Genomic DNA, 14,901 nt, shown 5'->3' on the forward strand with positions numbered 1-14,901 from the left:
CAATCCCGCCGTATCGCACCTTCGCATCAACGGCGCACGGCCATCACCGGACCAACGAACCCCCAGCGCCACACACCCTCAGCGCAGCACACATCCCCAGCACCACCACGCACCCAAGGAAGAGTCCTCATGAGCACCACCACCTCTGTTACGCCCACCCCCACCGTCCGTCCGCTCACCACACGCGATGCCGAGGGCATCATCGACGCTGCCGTTCGTGCCGCCGAAGGCATCGGGGTGCGGGGCAGCGTCAGCGTCCTGGATGCGGGCGGTCATCTGCTCGGCTTCCGGCGGGACGACGCGGCCGTGCTGATCTCGGGGGAGACCAGCACCCGCAAGGCGTACACGGCACTGCAGTTGGACGCCCCGACCGCTGACCTGGTCGAGCTCGTACGGCCCGACGGGCTCTTCCACACCCTGCCCACGGCGCTGGACCGGCCGCTGCTCTTCCTCGCGGGCGGTGTGCCGCTCCACCGGGACGGCCGGCTGATCGGCGCGCTCGGCTTCGGCGGCGGTGCCCCCGAGCAGGACCACCGGATCGTCACCGAGGCGATAGCGGAGGCCGACCTCGCCTGACGAGGCTCCTCCTGTGGCCGGGGCGCGTCTTTCGGTCTCCGTGGGCCTGTGGTCAAAGGACCTGACGGACGCCCGCGCCTGTGATGCCGCTCTTTCGTGCCCGGCCGGCGCGCGCCACGGCCGACTGTGCTTCGCGCCGTCGGCTGCCGCGCCCCCAGGCGGTGCCCACCGACAGCACCAGCCCGCTGACCAGCGAAACCAGCGCAACGGGGAGGACCAGCCAGTCACCGAAGAGCTTCATGGCCCGGCAGGCGACGCCGGCCATGTCGGGGGAGTCGGTCGTGTAACCGGTGACGTCGAGCGCGAGCAATCCGAGGGTCAGACCGAGCCAGCTGACGGAAACGGCGATGTGAAGGACGAGGAGGGCCCGGCGGGCGGGTCGGCTGAGCTGCTGCATGGCTTCCACGGTGGCGCCGCTCGCCCCGCGGTACCTCTGCCGCCGGGAGTATCCGCACGTATGCGGGCTTGAGTACGCCCCGCGACGTACGGCGCCGGACACAACTCGCTCCGGGGCCCCGATCGTACGGTTCCGGTAATTTCCCGGGCTCGTCGGCCCTGCGGCCGGCCCCGGCCGCAACGCCCTTCCCCCAGACTCTCGCTCTCGTCAGCCGCCCTCGCGCCTCCTAGGCTCCGGGGCATGAGCAAGCTGCATCTGTTCGACATGGACGGGACTCTGCTGCATGGGTCCGCGGCCGCCGTGGAGATTTCCCGGCAGCTCGGGCTGGACCGGGAGATCGCCGAGCTGGAACGCGGATTTGTCGCGGGTGAACTGACTCCCTTGCAGTTCGCGCAGCGGGCATGTGACCTCTGGGCCGCCGAGTTGACCGAACTCACGGTGGCCGCGGCTTTTGACGGCTCACCCTGGCTGACCGGAATCCGGGAAGTCTGGGCGGATATCCGAAGGCGCGGCGAACGGTGCGCGGTGATTTCTCTCTCGCCGGGCTTCTTCGTCGAACGGCTGCTGGCCTGGGGCGCCGATACGGCACACGGTTCCCGCTGGCCCGCGTTGCCGATCCGCGCGGCGGTGGAGCCGGCCGGCATCCTCTCGCCGGCGGCGAAGGTACGGATTGCCGATGAACTCTGCGTGCAGTACGGGCTGACCCGGGCCGACTGCGTGGCATACGGCGACTCCATGTCGGACGCCGAACTGTTCGCCGCAGTTCCGCAGTCCGTGGCCGTGAATGCGGATCACCATGTCAGTGGGCTGGCTTCATATGCGTACGCAGGCGGTGATCTGCGGGAGGCATACGAACTGGTGCGTACTGGCCGGTAATTCCGAGCCCCTCCGACGGCTTCGTCCACTGTGTACGCGGAAAACGCCGTCTGTGGGGAGGATCACTGTTATCGGAAGGGCCGCGTGGAGTGTTCCAAGATCAGGGCTTGTGGTTTCAACTGCTGCCGGTATGGTCGAGTCCGACTTGGCGGAGGCATGGATTCCAGCGGTGCGCGAAGGGCGAGCTCAAAGCTCGTCAGCCTAGCGGCGAAGCGGCCCTCGACGCCCGGACTTCCGGCTATTTGTCCGATGTGGTGAGCGGGGATGGCATGCTGCTGACGCGGCATCTGCTCCGCATTGTCGCAAGGGAGTGAGATATGTCCGCTTTGGAGGGTGTTGCCGGAGTCGCTTGAGTCGATGAAGAATTCCGGGGCAGGACGGGGGAATTCCGCGCAGTTCCGTTCCACGGAAGTGCGAAGACAACCGAAAGACGTTCGAGGCGAGGCAGACCATGGACGCTCCGACCACCACGTCGGCCGATAGTGGCTCTTCCGGCGGGAGCAGTGGCGATTGGGGTTGGTTCACTCCACCGGCGAAGAAGTCCTCCGGAGAACAGCAGGAACGGCAAAACAGCCAGGACCGGCAGCAGAACCAGGACGCACCGGCAGAACCGGGCGACCGGAGTGAACACCCCGACCACGGCGACCGCAGAGACCGCCATGAGTGGAACGAGAGAGATGAACGGAACGACCGGGAACAGATACCCAGTCGGCCGGTCAATCCGATCCGGCCGGTAGGCACTGCCGCCGCGCGCGAGCGGGAGACGGAGCCGTCGCAGGCACCCTCGCCGCGACACGAAGCGGACCGGCCGTCCGCGGCAGCCGGCTACCCCGAGCAGCCCTTCCCGGCCGGCTACCTGGAGCAGCCGTTCCCGGCCGCCTATCCCGAGCAGTCCACCGCAGCCCCAGGGACCACCACAGCTCCGGGAAACACTGCGGTTCCAGGAAGCGGCTCAGTTTCAGGAAACACCGCGCCGGCTCCCGCCCCGCCACGCCGCGAGGCCGAGCCCGCCTGGCGCGGTGAGCCACCCATGGACCGCCAGTCGGTCCGGGAGCGCGAACCCGCCCGGGGCCGGGAACCCGAGCCCGTACACGAAACGGCGCGCGCCACGGGAGCGCCCGCGGGAGCCCCCACCGGTGGCGTGCCCGCCGCGGCACCGGCCGCCCAGCACCAGGCCCCCGCCGCTCCCCCTGCCTTCACCCCCACGACGCGACCCGCGGCCCCTGCCCCGGCGCCCTCTCTCGACGCCCTGCAGGCCTCGGCCTCGTCCGCCACGCCCGCCTCCCCCGACGCGCTGCTCATCCGTCGCACCATGGCGGAAATCGAGCCCGTGGCCGACAAGGTCACCTCGTACTTCTACGCGCTGCTCTTCGTCCAGTACCCCGATCTGCGGGCGCTGTTCCCCGCGTCGATGGACACCCAGCGCGACCGGCTCTTCAAGGCGCTGCTCACCGCCGCCCAGCATGTCGACGACGCCGAGGTGCTCACGGCCTACCTGGCGAACCTCGGGCGCGGTCACCGCAAATACGGCACCCAGCCCGACCACTACCCGGCCGTCGGCGAATGCCTGCTCAACGCGCTCGCACGCTATGCGACGTCCAGTTGGGGGCCCGAGACGCAGGCCGCGTGGGTACGGGCCTACACCGCGATCTCGCAGATCATGATCGATGCAGCGGCCGAGGACGAGGCCGTGGCGCCCGCCTGGTGGCAGGCCGAGGTCGTCTCGCACGAGCTGCGGACGCCTGATATCGCGGTGGTACTGGTCCGTCCGGACCAGCCCTACCCGTTCCTCGCGGGGCAGTACGCGAGTGTGGAAACCCCCTGGTGGCCACGGGTCTGGCGGCACTACTCCTTCGCTTGTGCGCCGCGCTCCGACGGCCTGCTCTCCTTCCACGTCAAGGCGGTCCCGGCCGGCTGGGTCTCCAACGCCATGGTCCACCGCGCCCGCCCCGGCGATGTCATCCGGCTCGGCGCTCCCGGCGGCACGATGACCGTCGACCACAGCAAGCGCAGCGGTCTGCTGTGCGTCGGCGGCGGCACCGGTATCGCCCCCATCAAGGCGCTGGTCGAGGATGTCGCGGAACACGGCGTCCGGCGCCCCGTCGAGGTCTTCTACGGCGCCCGCAGCGATCACGACCTCTACGATCTCGACACCATGCTGCAGCTGGAGCAGACCCATCCGTGGCTCTCCGTGCGCCCGGTCGTCGCCAGCGGACCGGCGGCCCGCGGCGGAACGAGCAGCGAGAGGGGTCAATTGCCCGATGCGGTCCGGCAATACGGTCCTTTCCGGGAATACGACGCCTATCTTTCCGGGCCGCCAGGGTTGATTCGCAGCGGTGTGGACGCTTTGGTGGGGGTCGGCATCCCGACCGAGCGCATCCGGCACGACTCCGTGGAAGAGCTGGTCCCGGCGGGAGATTGAGGTTGTGGCAGCACAGGTCGAATTCGGTCCGACAGGGGAGGGGTGGGGCATGCCACGGCAAGAGCGCCCCGGGAGCGACGGCGAGCATCTGGTGCAGCAGCGGCTCGGTACGACCAAGCGGGCCGACCGTTTCTACGGTGAACAGGTCCTGGACCATCTCAATGTCCGTATGCAGGAGTTCGTGGCCCGGCAGGAGATGTTCTTCCTGTCCACGGCTGACCGGCACGGCGAGTGCGATGCCACGTTCCGGGCCGGGCCGCCGGGGTTCATCCAGGTGCTCGATGCCCGGACGCTGGCATACCCGGAATACCGTGGCAACGGTGTCATGGCGTCCGTCGGCAACATCTCGGAGAACCCGCGCCTGGGAATCTTGATGGTCGACTTCACCCGTGACCGCATCGGTTTGCACGTCAACGGCCGGGCACGCGTCGTCATGGACGAGGACATGCGGCTGCAGCACCCGGGTCTGCCGGTCGACCCGGTCCCCGGCCGGCGTGCCCAACTGTGGGTGACCGTCGAGGTCGAAGAGGCGTATATCCACTGCGCCAAGCACATTCCGCATCTGCAGAAGGTCCCGGCGCAGCAGCGCGGAGCGCGAGCCTGGGGCACCGATGACGCCAAGCGCAAGGGCGGCGACTTCTTCGGCGCGGCGGCGGAGGCAGATCAGCGGCCGCCCTTCCGGCGCGCCGAGCGCGGGCACGAGCACCTTCGGGGCGGACTGCACGAGGACACCGATGACGCGGTGTACCAGGCGGCGGCCCCGGTGTACGGAAGCGGACCGGTGTACGGAAGCGATCCGGTGCCCGGGGACGGCGCGCCTGCTGCCGCACGGGGCGGTCCTGCGTACCCGGGCGCGCCCCGTGATCCGGGCCGGGACGACTTCGTGGAGGAGCTGAACGCGGAGTTCCTCGACCGGGTCGAGCGGGTGCTCGCCCGCGCCCAGCCCCGTCGGTCCGCGGAGGACGATCCGGAGTTCCGCGGGTGGTTCGACCGGCGCGACGGCTGAGACAGCCCGCCGCACGGGCGGGGGTGCGGGATGCCGCTCAGCCCAGATCCGGGGCGTGCATCGCCCGCACGCCCTCGATGTTGCCGTCGAGGTAGTGCCGCAGTGACAGCGGCACGACCTCGACGGAGGCGATGCCGACACGGGTGAAGGGCACCCGCACGATCTCGTACTCCCCGCAGGGTTCCTCGACCTCGGGGCCGTGCCGGCGGGAGACGTCCATCGAGTCGAGCCGGCAGACGAAGAAGTGCTGGACCTTCACGCCGTCCACCCCGCCGTCGCTGAAGTGCTCGACGGTGTCGACGAAGACCGGCACCACGTCCTTGATCTTTGCGCCCAGCTCTTCGTCCAGTTCGCGGTGGAGGGCGTCGATGACGGTGGCGTCCTCGGGCTCCACGCCACCGCCCGGAGTGATCCAGTACGGGGCTCGGCCCGGCTTGGTGCGCTTGATCAGAACCAGGTCCGCGCCGTCGAGCAGAATCGCGCGGGCGGTGCGTTTGACGACTGGCCGTACGTTCATAGGGGACAGATGCCGCAGTCACGGCCCGGTGAAACCCACGCCCCTCGGTCACCAGTCGACAGCGGTGCGCAGCAGCCACTCATGTGCTCGGGCTATGTGCGGAAGGCCGAGCGTCCCGGTCCGTATGGTCAAGAAGTACGTCCGCAGCGGGGGTACCGGCGGGTCGAGCAGGGCCACGACCTCGCCGCTGTCCAGTGCGTCGGCGCACAGGTAGCGCGGCAGCACCCCGAGCCCCACACCGGCCGTCACGCAGGACAGCACCGCCCGGAGGTCCGCGGCGATCACGGCGGCGGAGGCGGCGGGCTTGGCGTCGAAGACCGCAGACCAGTAACGGGCGATCAGCGGCAGGCTTTCGTGGACCTCGACGAGCGGCACGGGATCCAGCACGCGGACTCCCCCGGCCTGCAGCGCGGCGCTCCCGCCCAGCTCGGCCGCCCACTGCGGCGTCGCGATCAGCACATGCTCCTCGTCGCAGAGCGGGGTGGCGGTGAGCAGCCCGCCGCGCGGTCGGGTGGTGGTGACGGCCAGATCGTGGTGGCCGGCCGCCAGTCCGGTCAGCAGCTCCTCCGCGGGGCCGAAGGCGGTCCGTATGGACAGGCCCTGGGCGATCAGCGGGGTGAGTGCCGGGAGCGCGCGCTCGGAAAGGAACTCCGGGGGCCCCGCCAGATGGAGAGTGCGGGTGACGGAGTCACGGTCCAGGCCGGCCTCTGTGATCTCGGTGAGCGCATCCAGGTGCGGTGCCACTTTGTGGGCGAGTTCCTCGCCGATGGTGGTGGGGGTGACGCCACGGGCGCAGCGGAGGAAGAGAGGGCGGCCCAACTGGCGTTCCAGGGCCCGGATCTGGCTGGTCACCGCGGGCTGGGAGAGGCCGAGTAATGCCGCGGCGCGAGTGAAGGAGCCGGCTCGGTGCACGGTGACGAAGGTGCGCAGCAGAGCCAGATCCATCGCGTACCTCCTGCGCCTCTCGGAAGCCTGGTCGCGGGCCAACTATAAATTTGTCGATAGGGCTGTGTCGCTAGCGTGATTGGACAATGACGCTCAGTCAACTAGCCTTGTTCGAGCGGTTCGTTTCACGTGGAACATTTGGTTTCACGTGAAACGCGTGGACTCGGGGCCATGGGGAACCGCAGGCCGGCAGGGTGACGAGGGGGGATGCCCTGCCGGCCTACTTCATGCCGCTTCCGCACCTCGGGCCGGGGCGCGCCCTGTCTGTTCGACTCGTCCCGCGGCTTTGGGTCACACCGGCCGTCCGGTCAGTTCTGTGCGGCCGCGCTCAGCGCCCGGATGACGTCCGCGACCAGATCCTCCGGCTCCTCGATGCCGACCGAGAAGCGGATAAAGCCCTCCGGCACGGCATCGCCGCCCCAGCGGGCCCGTCGCTCGGCGCTGGACCGTACGCCTCCAAAACTTGTCGCATCGTCCACCAGGGCCAGTGCGGCCAGGAACCGCTCCGCGTGGGCCTTGTCGGGCAGGACGAAGGACACCACGGAGCCAAAACGGCCCGGGCGCATCTGCCGGGCGGCGAGCTCGTGGGACGGATCGGAGGGGAGGCCGGGGTGGCGCAGGCCGGTGACCTCGGGGCGGTCGGTCAGCGCCGTGGCCAGTGCCAGGGCACCCTCCGACTGCTGGCGGACGCGCAGCGCGAGGGTGGCCAGCGAACGATGTGCGAGCCAGCTCTCCATCGGGCCGGGGATCGCGCCCACCGTCTTGCGCCACAGTCGTACGGAATCGGCCAGCGTGGCATCGCGGGTGCTGGCGTACCCCAGCAGGACGTCGCCGTGACCGGTCAGTGCCTTGGTGCCGCTCGCGACCGAGAAGTCCGCGCCGAGGTCGAGCGGCCGCTGGCCGAGCGGGGTGGCGAGGGTGTTGTCGACGGCCACCAGCGCACCGCGCCGGTGTGCTTCGTCGGCCAGCCGCCGGATGTCGCAGACATCGAGGCCGGGGTTGGAGGGCGTTTCAATCCACAGCAGCCGGGCGCCGTCCAGCGCGTCGAGTTGTGCGTCGTGTGCGGTCGGAGCGGTACGGACCTCGATTCCGTAGCTCTCCAGGCGCGTGCGGACGGCGGGCAGCAGTTGGTATCCGTCGCTGGGGAGCACCACGGCGTCGCCGGAGCTCAGATGGGAGAAGAGGACCGCGGTGATCGCGGCCATCCCGGAGGCGAAGGCAACGGTATGGGTGCTTTCGTCCGGTGACTCGAGCTCGCCGATGGCCTGTTCCAGACGGGTCCAGGTCGGGTTGGCGTCGCGGCCGTACGTGTACGGGCCGACGGCATCGCCGGGGAGGTGATAGTGCGCCGCGAACACCGGCCCCGGGAGGGTGGGCTCATGGGCCTCGGGCTCGGGAAGCCCGGCGCGCACGGCGCGGGTGCCGTCGCCGGTCATGCGCTCTCCTTTCGCTGCGGCGGATGCTGCTGGTGAGGCCCCTGCGTCCGGGGTCGGCCGGGGGCATACCCGCGAGCCGGAGCGGTGACCGCCGTACGGGACATGATCGCGGCCCGTACCGCCACCAGCAGGCCGTCGCTCGCCGCCTCGATCATCTCCAGGCACTCCTCGAAACCGGCGATACCGCCGTAGTACGGATCGGGCACGTCGAGGCCGTCGGCGGTGGCGAGGTCGTTGCTGGTGCCGAGGCCGGGCGGCGGTCCCGTGACGGTGTCCGCCGCCGTGCCCGGCCCGTACGAGCGCAGCAGGTGGATCTTTGCGGCGTCCTGCGCGGTCGGGGCCAGGGCGCGCAGCTCGCGCAGGTGGCCGGAGTCGAGCGCAATGACCAGGTCGAGGTGGTCGAACCAGGAGGTGTGGAATTGCCGGGCAGCGTGGACGTGTTCATAGCCGCCCGCGCGCAGCACGGCGTCCGTGCGCGGATCGGCTCCCTCGCCCTCGTGCCAGCCGCCGGTCCCCGCGCTGTCGACCTCGACCAGGCCGTCGAGGCCGTCTTCCGCGAGTCGGGCGCGGAAGACGGCCTCCGCCATCGGCGACCGGCAGATGTTGCCGGTGCAGGCGAAGCAGATACGGAAGGGGGCGGTCAAGGATCAGTCCTCGTCGGGAAGGATCACATGCATCGCCCAGGCGACGATGGAGATGATCACGCCGCCGAGCAGGGCCGTCCAGAAGCCGTCCACATGGAAGGCGAGGTCGGCCTTGCCGGCGAGCCAGGAGGTCAGCAGCAGCATCAGCGCATTCACGACCAGTGTGATCAGGCCGAGCGTGAGGATGAACAGCGGGAAGGACAGCAGCTTCACCACGGGCTTGACCAGGAAATTGACCAGCCCGAAGATCAGCGCGACCAGGATCAGAGTGAGTATCTTGCGGCCGGTGTTCTCACCGGTGAGCGTGATGTCCTTGAGCAGCCAGATGGCCACGGCAAGCGCCGCGGCATTGGCGATCGTCTTGACCAGAAAATGCTTCATGGTGAGATCGTCGCAGACGAGTCTGAATCATCAGAGGGGACGATCGGCATGAAGGCTTTCAGACTGGATGAGCTGGAAGCGGAACGGGCCGCGAACGACGGCGCGTATCTGCAGTTCCTCCGGGAACGCAACATGTCGGTCGGGCTGTACGCACTGGACGCCGGCAGCATCGATCCGCAGCAGCCGCACGCCCAGGACGAGGTGTATCTCGTGGTCAGCGGCCGGGCGGCGATCACCGTCGGGACAGAGACCCAGTCGGTGGCCCGGGGCAGTGTGGTCTACGTGCCGGCCGGGGTGCCCCATAAGTTCCATCACATCAGCGAGGATCTCCGGGTGATGGTGGTCTTCTCTCCTCCTGAGAGCTAAGGGCCTGGCCCCGGAACCCGTAGGGGAAGGGTCAGGGAAGGGCCAGGGCTGCGAAGCCCCCACGGCCGCGGTACGCGTCCTAGCATCGTTGGTGCAGGGGAACCCGAAGGTGTGAGGCAACAAGGCAACAGACAGGCCGCACGCGGACGGCATCACCACTGCGGCAAACGGCACAGCCGACGGATGGCGCGGTACGGACAGCGACAGCGCGACAGACAGAAAGCAGGGCAGAGCAGTGGCTGGTAAGGGGATATTCGCAGGACTTCCGTGGTGGGTCACCTGGGTCGTGGTGCCCGTCGTTCTGATCGTCGTCTTCGGCGGACTGATCACCACCGCGCTCGGCTTCCTGATCGGCGTGCTGTTCAAGGTCCTCATAGCGGCAGCCCTGATCGCCGGAGTCATCTACCTCGTCCGCAGGGCCAGTGGCTCTTCCTCGTCCACGTCGAAGAGTGACTGGTAAGCGGCAGGCTGCCCGTCGGCCGGCGCCCGCGCCCCGCTGTGAGCGGACTCGGGCGTGCGGTATTGCCATCGTGAACAGCGAATCCGCCTGCTGCCCTTGCGGGCGTCCGGCCCGGAGCCGGGCGCCCGCAGGAAGCTCGCCAGGTCTGCGAAGGCGGGCCGTGGCGCGCCCGGGCCGGCCCCGCCGTCTACTTCGCCGTCCCACCGGGAGGGTGATGTCGGGACGCCGGCGGCCGCTCACCGCGGCTGCGGCCACAGGTGAAGTCGTAAGCGGGCTTCCGTGCCACCACACCCGGACACGCGATCGGGCAATATCTGCTCGCACGGTTTGACGAGGTATCAAGCGGAGAGCGGTCGGCACGCCATGCTGTCCAGTAGATATCGCCCTTTCCGTGCGATCTGCGGACGAATTGCTGCACCCTGCGGATACGGTGCGTGGTAATCATCGGGCTTTCGCGCATCGGAAATATGCCCTGGGCACGGCGCGAGTGCCCTTCCCCGCCCAGGTCGAGGTGGTCGCCCCAGTGTCGGAGGATCCCCGCCTGCGGACGAACTGCATCGATTGCGGTCCGTTACAGACCGACTACGAAAAATGGCGGAGGCGACACTAACGACACTCGCCTTCTCTGTCAGTATCTGAAAACTCACTCCTTGTGATCTGCTTGCGCGTGGCAGACGATGGCGCCAATAGGGCCACGGGGATGTTTCCCGGCCATCTCCGATCAAGTGCGGGGCAGTGGTTGATGACCGACACAGTTCAGGCAGAAGTGATCATGAGCTTCGTCGTTTCGGAGGAGCTCGCGTTCCGGATTCCGGTGGAGCTGGACTTCGCCAGCGCCGATCCGTACGCCGTCCGCCTCACCTTCGATCTGCCCGGCGACGCGCCCGTGACCTGGGCGTTCGGTCGAGAGCTACTGCTGGACGGGCTGAGCCGGCCGTCCGGTGAGGGGGATGTGCGTATCGAGCCGGCCTCCCCCGCGCACCTCAGTGATGTCTTCATCAGCCTTCAAGTCGGCGCCGAACGCGCGCTGTTCCGGGTCAGCGCGGCTCCGCTGGTCGCCTTCCTCGACCGTACGGACCGGCTCGTACCTCTGGGCAAGGAAGAGGTCTGCGACACCCTGGAGGCCGTACTGGACCGGATCCTCACGGAGGCACCGGCCGGCTGACCCGCCCCGGTCGCGCCGTCCACGCCGACGCCCCACGGGTACGCCGGTCCACCCGCATACCCGGTGCCTCCCCCTGTCCGTACCGCCCGTCCGTGCCGCCTGCCTGTCACCGTGCTCCAGCCGCCGGCCCGTCAGTCCGTCCGCATCCGCACCTCTCGCGGCACCGGCCCGAGGAGGGGGCGGAAGCCGTCCCTGCGTCCCGTCACCGCTTACGGCGCCTGCCGCGTCCCCCGCGACGGCTCGTGCGGCTCTCCGTGGCGCCCGTCGGCTTGCCGGCGCCCACCACGGCCCCGGAATCCGCCCCGGATTGCCGGACGGCTCCGGGCCCGCCGTCGCCGCCCGGCGTGCCCGGCCCCTTCCGGTCCGCCGAGACCACCAGTGCCGCCAGCAACGTCGTCAGCGGCACTGCGGCAACCAGCCCGATGCTGCCCACGAGGGTGCGGATGACCTCCTCCGCGACCACTTCGCTCGTGGCAACCGTGCCGACACTGCTCTGTGCGATCGAGAACAGCAAAAGCAAGGGCAGTGCGGCGCCCGCGTAGGCCAGCACAAGGGTGTTGACGACGGACGCGATGTGGTCCCGGCCGATCCGCATCGCGGCGCCGTAGAGCTTGCGCCAGCCGGCCGACGGGTCGGCCTCCTTGAGTTCCCAGACCGCGGCGGTCTGCGTCACCGTCACATCGTCGAGCACACCCAGCGACCCGATGATGATCCCGGCGAGCAGCAGGCCGCGGATCTCGATGTCGGGGTACAGGCCGTGCACCAGCCCCGTCGTATCGTCCGTATTGCCGGTCAGCAGCGCCCAGTTGATGAACACCGACCCGAGCAGCCCGATCAGCAGCAGCGAGGCGAGCGTGCCGAGTACGGCCACCGACGTACGGGCCGTCAGGCCATGGCACAGATACAGCGCGATCAGCATGATCGCGCTTCCCCCGACCACTGCCACCACCAGCGGGTTGGAACCCTGCAGGATCGCCGGGAGGATGAACAGCGTCAGGACCACAAAGCTGGCCGCCAGCGCCACCAGTGCCAGTACTCCACGCAGTCGGCCGACGATCACCACCGCGCACGCGAAGAGGGCGGCCAGTACCCACATCGGGACGGTCCGGTCGACATCGCTGACCGCATACTGCAAATCCTTCGGCGCCTTGGGGGAGTACGCCACCACCACCTCCTGGCCGGTGGTGTAGTGCCGCAGGGCGTCCGGCGTCACCACCGCCTGGAAGGTGCGTCCGGCGTTCTCTCCCGTGGTGACCTTGATCGTCGCCTGCTGACAGGGCTTGCCCTTGGTCTCTCCCCCGGCCGGTGGCTGTCCTGTCGGAGAGGGGGGCTGCTGCTCGGCATGGACGTCCGCGCAGTTCACCTCCGCCACTTTGACGACTCGGGCCTGCTCCGTGGGCTGGTCGAAGCCGACACCGGACGGCTTGTGGGGAGGCGCGCCGCCTGGCCAGAGCACGACCAGACCGACCGCCACCGCGGCGGCAAAGGGGATCAGTACGGCCGCGATGACCTGGCGCAGATGCCGGGAGACGGGCGCGGCAGGGCCATGGCCGTGCGCGTGTGAGTGCACGGCGGCAGGGTGGCGGGACTCGTGAGTGCTCACCGCCCGATCATTGCAAGAACTCGGGGCCCCCTGTTCACTCCGGCGCATCGGCCGCTACCGTGGTGCCACCTTTGCAATCGCGGGAGCTCGGAGCACCGGGCTGAGAGGGCGCTGACCTTCGTCCCGGCGGCGTTTCACGTGAAACGCCCATGGACGAAATCCGCTGCGTCGACCGCTGAACCTGTTACCGGGTAATGCCGGCGTAGGGAGTTGGGTCTCATGACTCTGCAGGATGCACGCACGCCCGAAAACGGAAACGGTGCCGGCGGCAGCAGTGAGCCGCAGATCGGCTGGCACAAGGGCTATGTCTCCGGATCGCGCCCGGATGTTCGGGTCCCGGTCCGGCGGGTGCACCTCACCAACGGCAAGGACGTGACGCTCTACGACACGTCAGGGCCGTACACCGATCCGCAGATCGATACCGACGTCCGTCGTGGTCTGGCGCCGCTGCGGGAGAACTGGATCATCGCCCGCGGCGACACCGAGGAGTACGCGGGGCGCCCCCCGCGGCCCGAGGACGACGGCCTCAAACACACCTCGCCGCGCGGCGGGCTCAAGAACCTCGACGCGGTCTTCCCAGGCCGCCCCCGCCAGCCGCGTCGCGGCCGTGACGGCGCCGCGGTCACCCAGCTCGCCTATGCGCAGCGCGGCGAGATCACCGCAGAGATGGAGTATGTCGCCCTCCGTGAGAACGTCACCCCCGAATTCGTCCGCGACGAGATCGCGGCCGGACGCGCGGTGCTGCCGTCGAACATCAACCACCCGGAGATCGAGCCGATGATCATCGGCAAGAACTTCCTGGTGAAGGTGAATGCCAACATCGGTAATTCGGCGGTCACTTCCTCCATCGAGGAGGAGGTGGAGAAGATGACCTGGGCGACTCGCTGGGGCGCCGACACGGTCATGGACCTCTCCACCGGGCGCAATATCCACACCACCCGCGAGTGGGTGCTGCGCAACTCCCCCGTCCCCATCGGCACCGTGCCCCTCTACCAGGCGCTGGAGAAGGTCGACGGCAAGGCCGAGGAGCTGACCTGGGAGATCTACAAGGACACCGTCATCGAGCAGGCCGAACAGGGCGTCGACTACATGACGGTGCACGCCGGTGTGCTGCTCCGTTACGTGCCCCTGACGGCCCGCCGTAAGACCGGCATCGTCTCGCGCGGCGGCTCGATCATGGCGGCCTGGTGCCTGGCACACCACAAGGAGTCGTTCCTCTACACGCACTTCGAGGAGCTCTGCGAAATCCTTGCCTCGTACGACGTCACCTACTCGCTCGGTGACGGCCTGCGCCCCGGGTCCATCGCGGACGCCAACGACGAGGCGCAGTTCGCGGAGCTGCGGACGCTCGGTGAGCTGAACACCATCGCCAAGCGGCATGGCGTGCAGACGATGATCGAGGGCCCGGGACACGTCCCGATGCACAAGATCAAGGAGAACATCGACCTCCAGCAGGAGATTTGCGAGGAGGCCCCGTTCTACACGCTCGGCCCGCTGACCACCGATATCGCCCCCGCCTACGACCACATCACCTCCGGTATCGGAGCGGCGATGATCGCGTGGTGGGGCACCGCCATGCTCTGCTACGTCACGCCCAAGGAGCATCTGGGCCTCCCGGACCGCGACGACGTCAAGACCGGCGTCATCACGTACAAGATCGCGGCTCATGCGGCAGACCTGGCCAAGGGGCACCCGGGCGCCCAGGAATGGGATGACGCGCTCTCCGATGCCCGCTTCGAGTTCCGCTGGGAGGACCAGTTCAACCTGGCCCTCGACCCGGACACGGCCCGCGCCTTCCACGACGAAACGCTGCCCGCCGAGCCGGCGAAGACGGCCCACTTCTGCTCGATGTGCGGCCCGAAGTTCTGCTCGATGAAGATCAGCCAGGACATCCGCCGTGAACACGGGGGTGATCTGGCGATCGACCCCGAGGCCGGAATGGCCGAGAAGTCGAAGGAGTTCGCGGCCGCGGGCAACCGCGTATATCTGCCACTCGCGGAGTAGCCCGCCTTCGGACGGCGTTCCCTCGGTCCTCGCTCCTTCGGCCCCCCGGACGTCGCTCCTTCGGCCGCCTCTGGAAGAAGGCCCCCACCGCAAGGCGGGGGCC

At 68.9% G+C, this 14,901-nt stretch carries 15 protein-coding genes and 1 riboswitch; of the genes, 8 read left to right on the forward strand and 7 right to left on the reverse strand.

All coding sequences use genetic code 11. The annotated features are described in order from the left end of the window. The first annotated feature begins 129 nt into the window (after nt 1–129). Complete coding sequence (locus CFW40_RS18070; protein WP_088798873.1) at nt 130–576, forward strand: heme-binding protein; 447 nt, start codon at nt 130–132, stop codon at nt 574–576. 52 nt (nt 577–628) lie between these two features. On the opposite strand, the gene CFW40_RS18075 is transcribed toward CFW40_RS18070, so the two are convergent. Further along, nucleotides 629–973, reverse strand: a complete 345-nt coding sequence (locus tag CFW40_RS18075; RefSeq protein ID WP_088798874.1) for a hypothetical protein — start codon at nt 971–973, stop codon at nt 629–631. Nucleotides 974–1,213: 240 nt separating this feature from the next. Here CFW40_RS18075 and CFW40_RS18080 point away from each other — a divergent pair, with 240 nt between their 5' ends. From CFW40_RS18080 to CFW40_RS18090, 3 genes are all read left to right on the forward strand, one after another. After that, nucleotides 1,214–1,849 carry an HAD family phosphatase gene (locus tag CFW40_RS18080; RefSeq protein WP_088798875.1) on the forward strand — a complete coding sequence of 212 codons (636 nt, stop codon included), beginning with the start codon at nt 1,214–1,216 and terminating at the stop codon, nt 1,847–1,849. A 451-nt stretch (nt 1,850–2,300) separates the two neighbouring features. Continuing rightward, nucleotides 2,301–4,271, forward strand: a complete 1,971-nt coding sequence (locus CFW40_RS18085; protein WP_088798876.1) for a globin domain-containing protein — start codon at nt 2,301–2,303, stop codon at nt 4,269–4,271. A 49-nt stretch (nt 4,272–4,320) separates the two neighbouring features. After that, nucleotides 4,321–5,277 carry a pyridoxamine 5'-phosphate oxidase family protein gene (locus CFW40_RS18090; protein ID WP_088798877.1) on the forward strand — a complete coding sequence of 319 codons (957 nt, stop codon included), beginning with the start codon at nt 4,321–4,323 and terminating at the stop codon, nt 5,275–5,277. A 37-nt stretch (nt 5,278–5,314) separates the two neighbouring features. Here the strand turns inward: CFW40_RS18090 and CFW40_RS18095 are convergent, their stop codons facing one another. The 5 genes from CFW40_RS18095 to CFW40_RS18115 form a co-directional block, all read right to left on the reverse strand. Beyond that, entirely contained in the window at nt 5,315–5,794 is a 480-nt protein-coding gene (locus CFW40_RS18095; RefSeq protein ID WP_088798878.1) for an NUDIX domain-containing protein, read from the reverse strand. A 48-nt stretch (nt 5,795–5,842) separates the two neighbouring features. Continuing rightward, the gene (locus CFW40_RS18100) at nt 5,843–6,739 is read right to left on the reverse strand and encodes a LysR family transcriptional regulator (RefSeq protein ID WP_088798879.1); all 897 of its coding nucleotides are present in this window, start codon (nt 6,737–6,739) and stop codon (nt 5,843–5,845) included. A 308-nt stretch (nt 6,740–7,047) separates the two neighbouring features. Continuing rightward, nucleotides 7,048–8,175: a cystathionine gamma-lyase gene (locus CFW40_RS18105; RefSeq protein ID WP_088798880.1), complete on the reverse strand. Its 1,128-nt coding sequence runs from the start codon at nt 8,173–8,175 to the stop codon at nt 7,048–7,050. Then, nucleotides 8,172–8,819, reverse strand: a complete 648-nt coding sequence (locus CFW40_RS18110) for a low molecular weight protein-tyrosine-phosphatase (protein ID WP_088798881.1) — start codon at nt 8,817–8,819, stop codon at nt 8,172–8,174. Before CFW40_RS18110 ends, CFW40_RS18105 begins: the two co-directional genes overlap by 4 nt. Before the next feature lie 3 nt (nt 8,820–8,822). Further along, nucleotides 8,823–9,200: a phage holin family protein gene (locus CFW40_RS18115; protein WP_086719046.1), complete on the reverse strand. Its 378-nt coding sequence runs from the start codon at nt 9,198–9,200 to the stop codon at nt 8,823–8,825. 48 nt (nt 9,201–9,248) lie between these two features. Between CFW40_RS18115 and CFW40_RS18120 the strand changes: the two genes are divergently transcribed. The 3 genes from CFW40_RS18120 (at nt 9,249) to CFW40_RS18130 (ending at nt 11,191) form a co-directional block, all read left to right on the forward strand. Further along, the gene (locus CFW40_RS18120) at nt 9,249–9,566 is read left to right on the forward strand and encodes a cupin domain-containing protein (protein ID WP_088798882.1); all 318 of its coding nucleotides are present in this window, start codon (nt 9,249–9,251) and stop codon (nt 9,564–9,566) included. 235 nt (nt 9,567–9,801) lie between these two features. After that, nucleotides 9,802–10,026 (forward strand): DUF5326 family protein, encoded by a 225-nt coding sequence (locus CFW40_RS18125; protein ID WP_088798883.1) that lies wholly within the window; start codon nt 9,802–9,804, stop codon nt 10,024–10,026. 742 nt (nt 10,027–10,768) lie between these two features. Further along, complete coding sequence (locus tag CFW40_RS18130) at nt 10,769–11,191, forward strand: SsgA family sporulation/cell division regulator (RefSeq protein ID WP_088798884.1); 423 nt, start codon at nt 10,769–10,771, stop codon at nt 11,189–11,191. 202 nt (nt 11,192–11,393) lie between these two features. Here the strand turns inward: CFW40_RS18130 and CFW40_RS18135 are convergent, their stop codons facing one another. Further along, a complete protein-coding gene (locus tag CFW40_RS18135) occupies nt 11,394–12,842 on the reverse strand; it encodes a YibE/F family protein (protein WP_088798885.1) in 1,449 nt (482 codons plus the stop codon). A 21-nt stretch (nt 12,843–12,863) separates the two neighbouring features. After that, nucleotides 12,864–13,020: riboswitch (TPP riboswitch) on the forward strand. Between CFW40_RS18135 and thiC the strand changes: the two genes are divergently transcribed. Next, nucleotides 13,014–14,798, forward strand: a complete 1,785-nt coding sequence (gene thiC / locus CFW40_RS18140; RefSeq protein ID WP_088798886.1) for a phosphomethylpyrimidine synthase ThiC — start codon at nt 13,014–13,016, stop codon at nt 14,796–14,798. (Overlaps the previous riboswitch by 7 nt.) The last annotated feature ends 103 nt before the right edge of the window (nt 14,799–14,901 follow it).

It is taken from the genome of Streptomyces sp. 2114.4, assembly GCF_900187385.1.
GTDB lineage: Bacteria > Actinomycetota > Actinomycetes > Streptomycetales > Streptomycetaceae > Streptomyces > Streptomyces mooreae.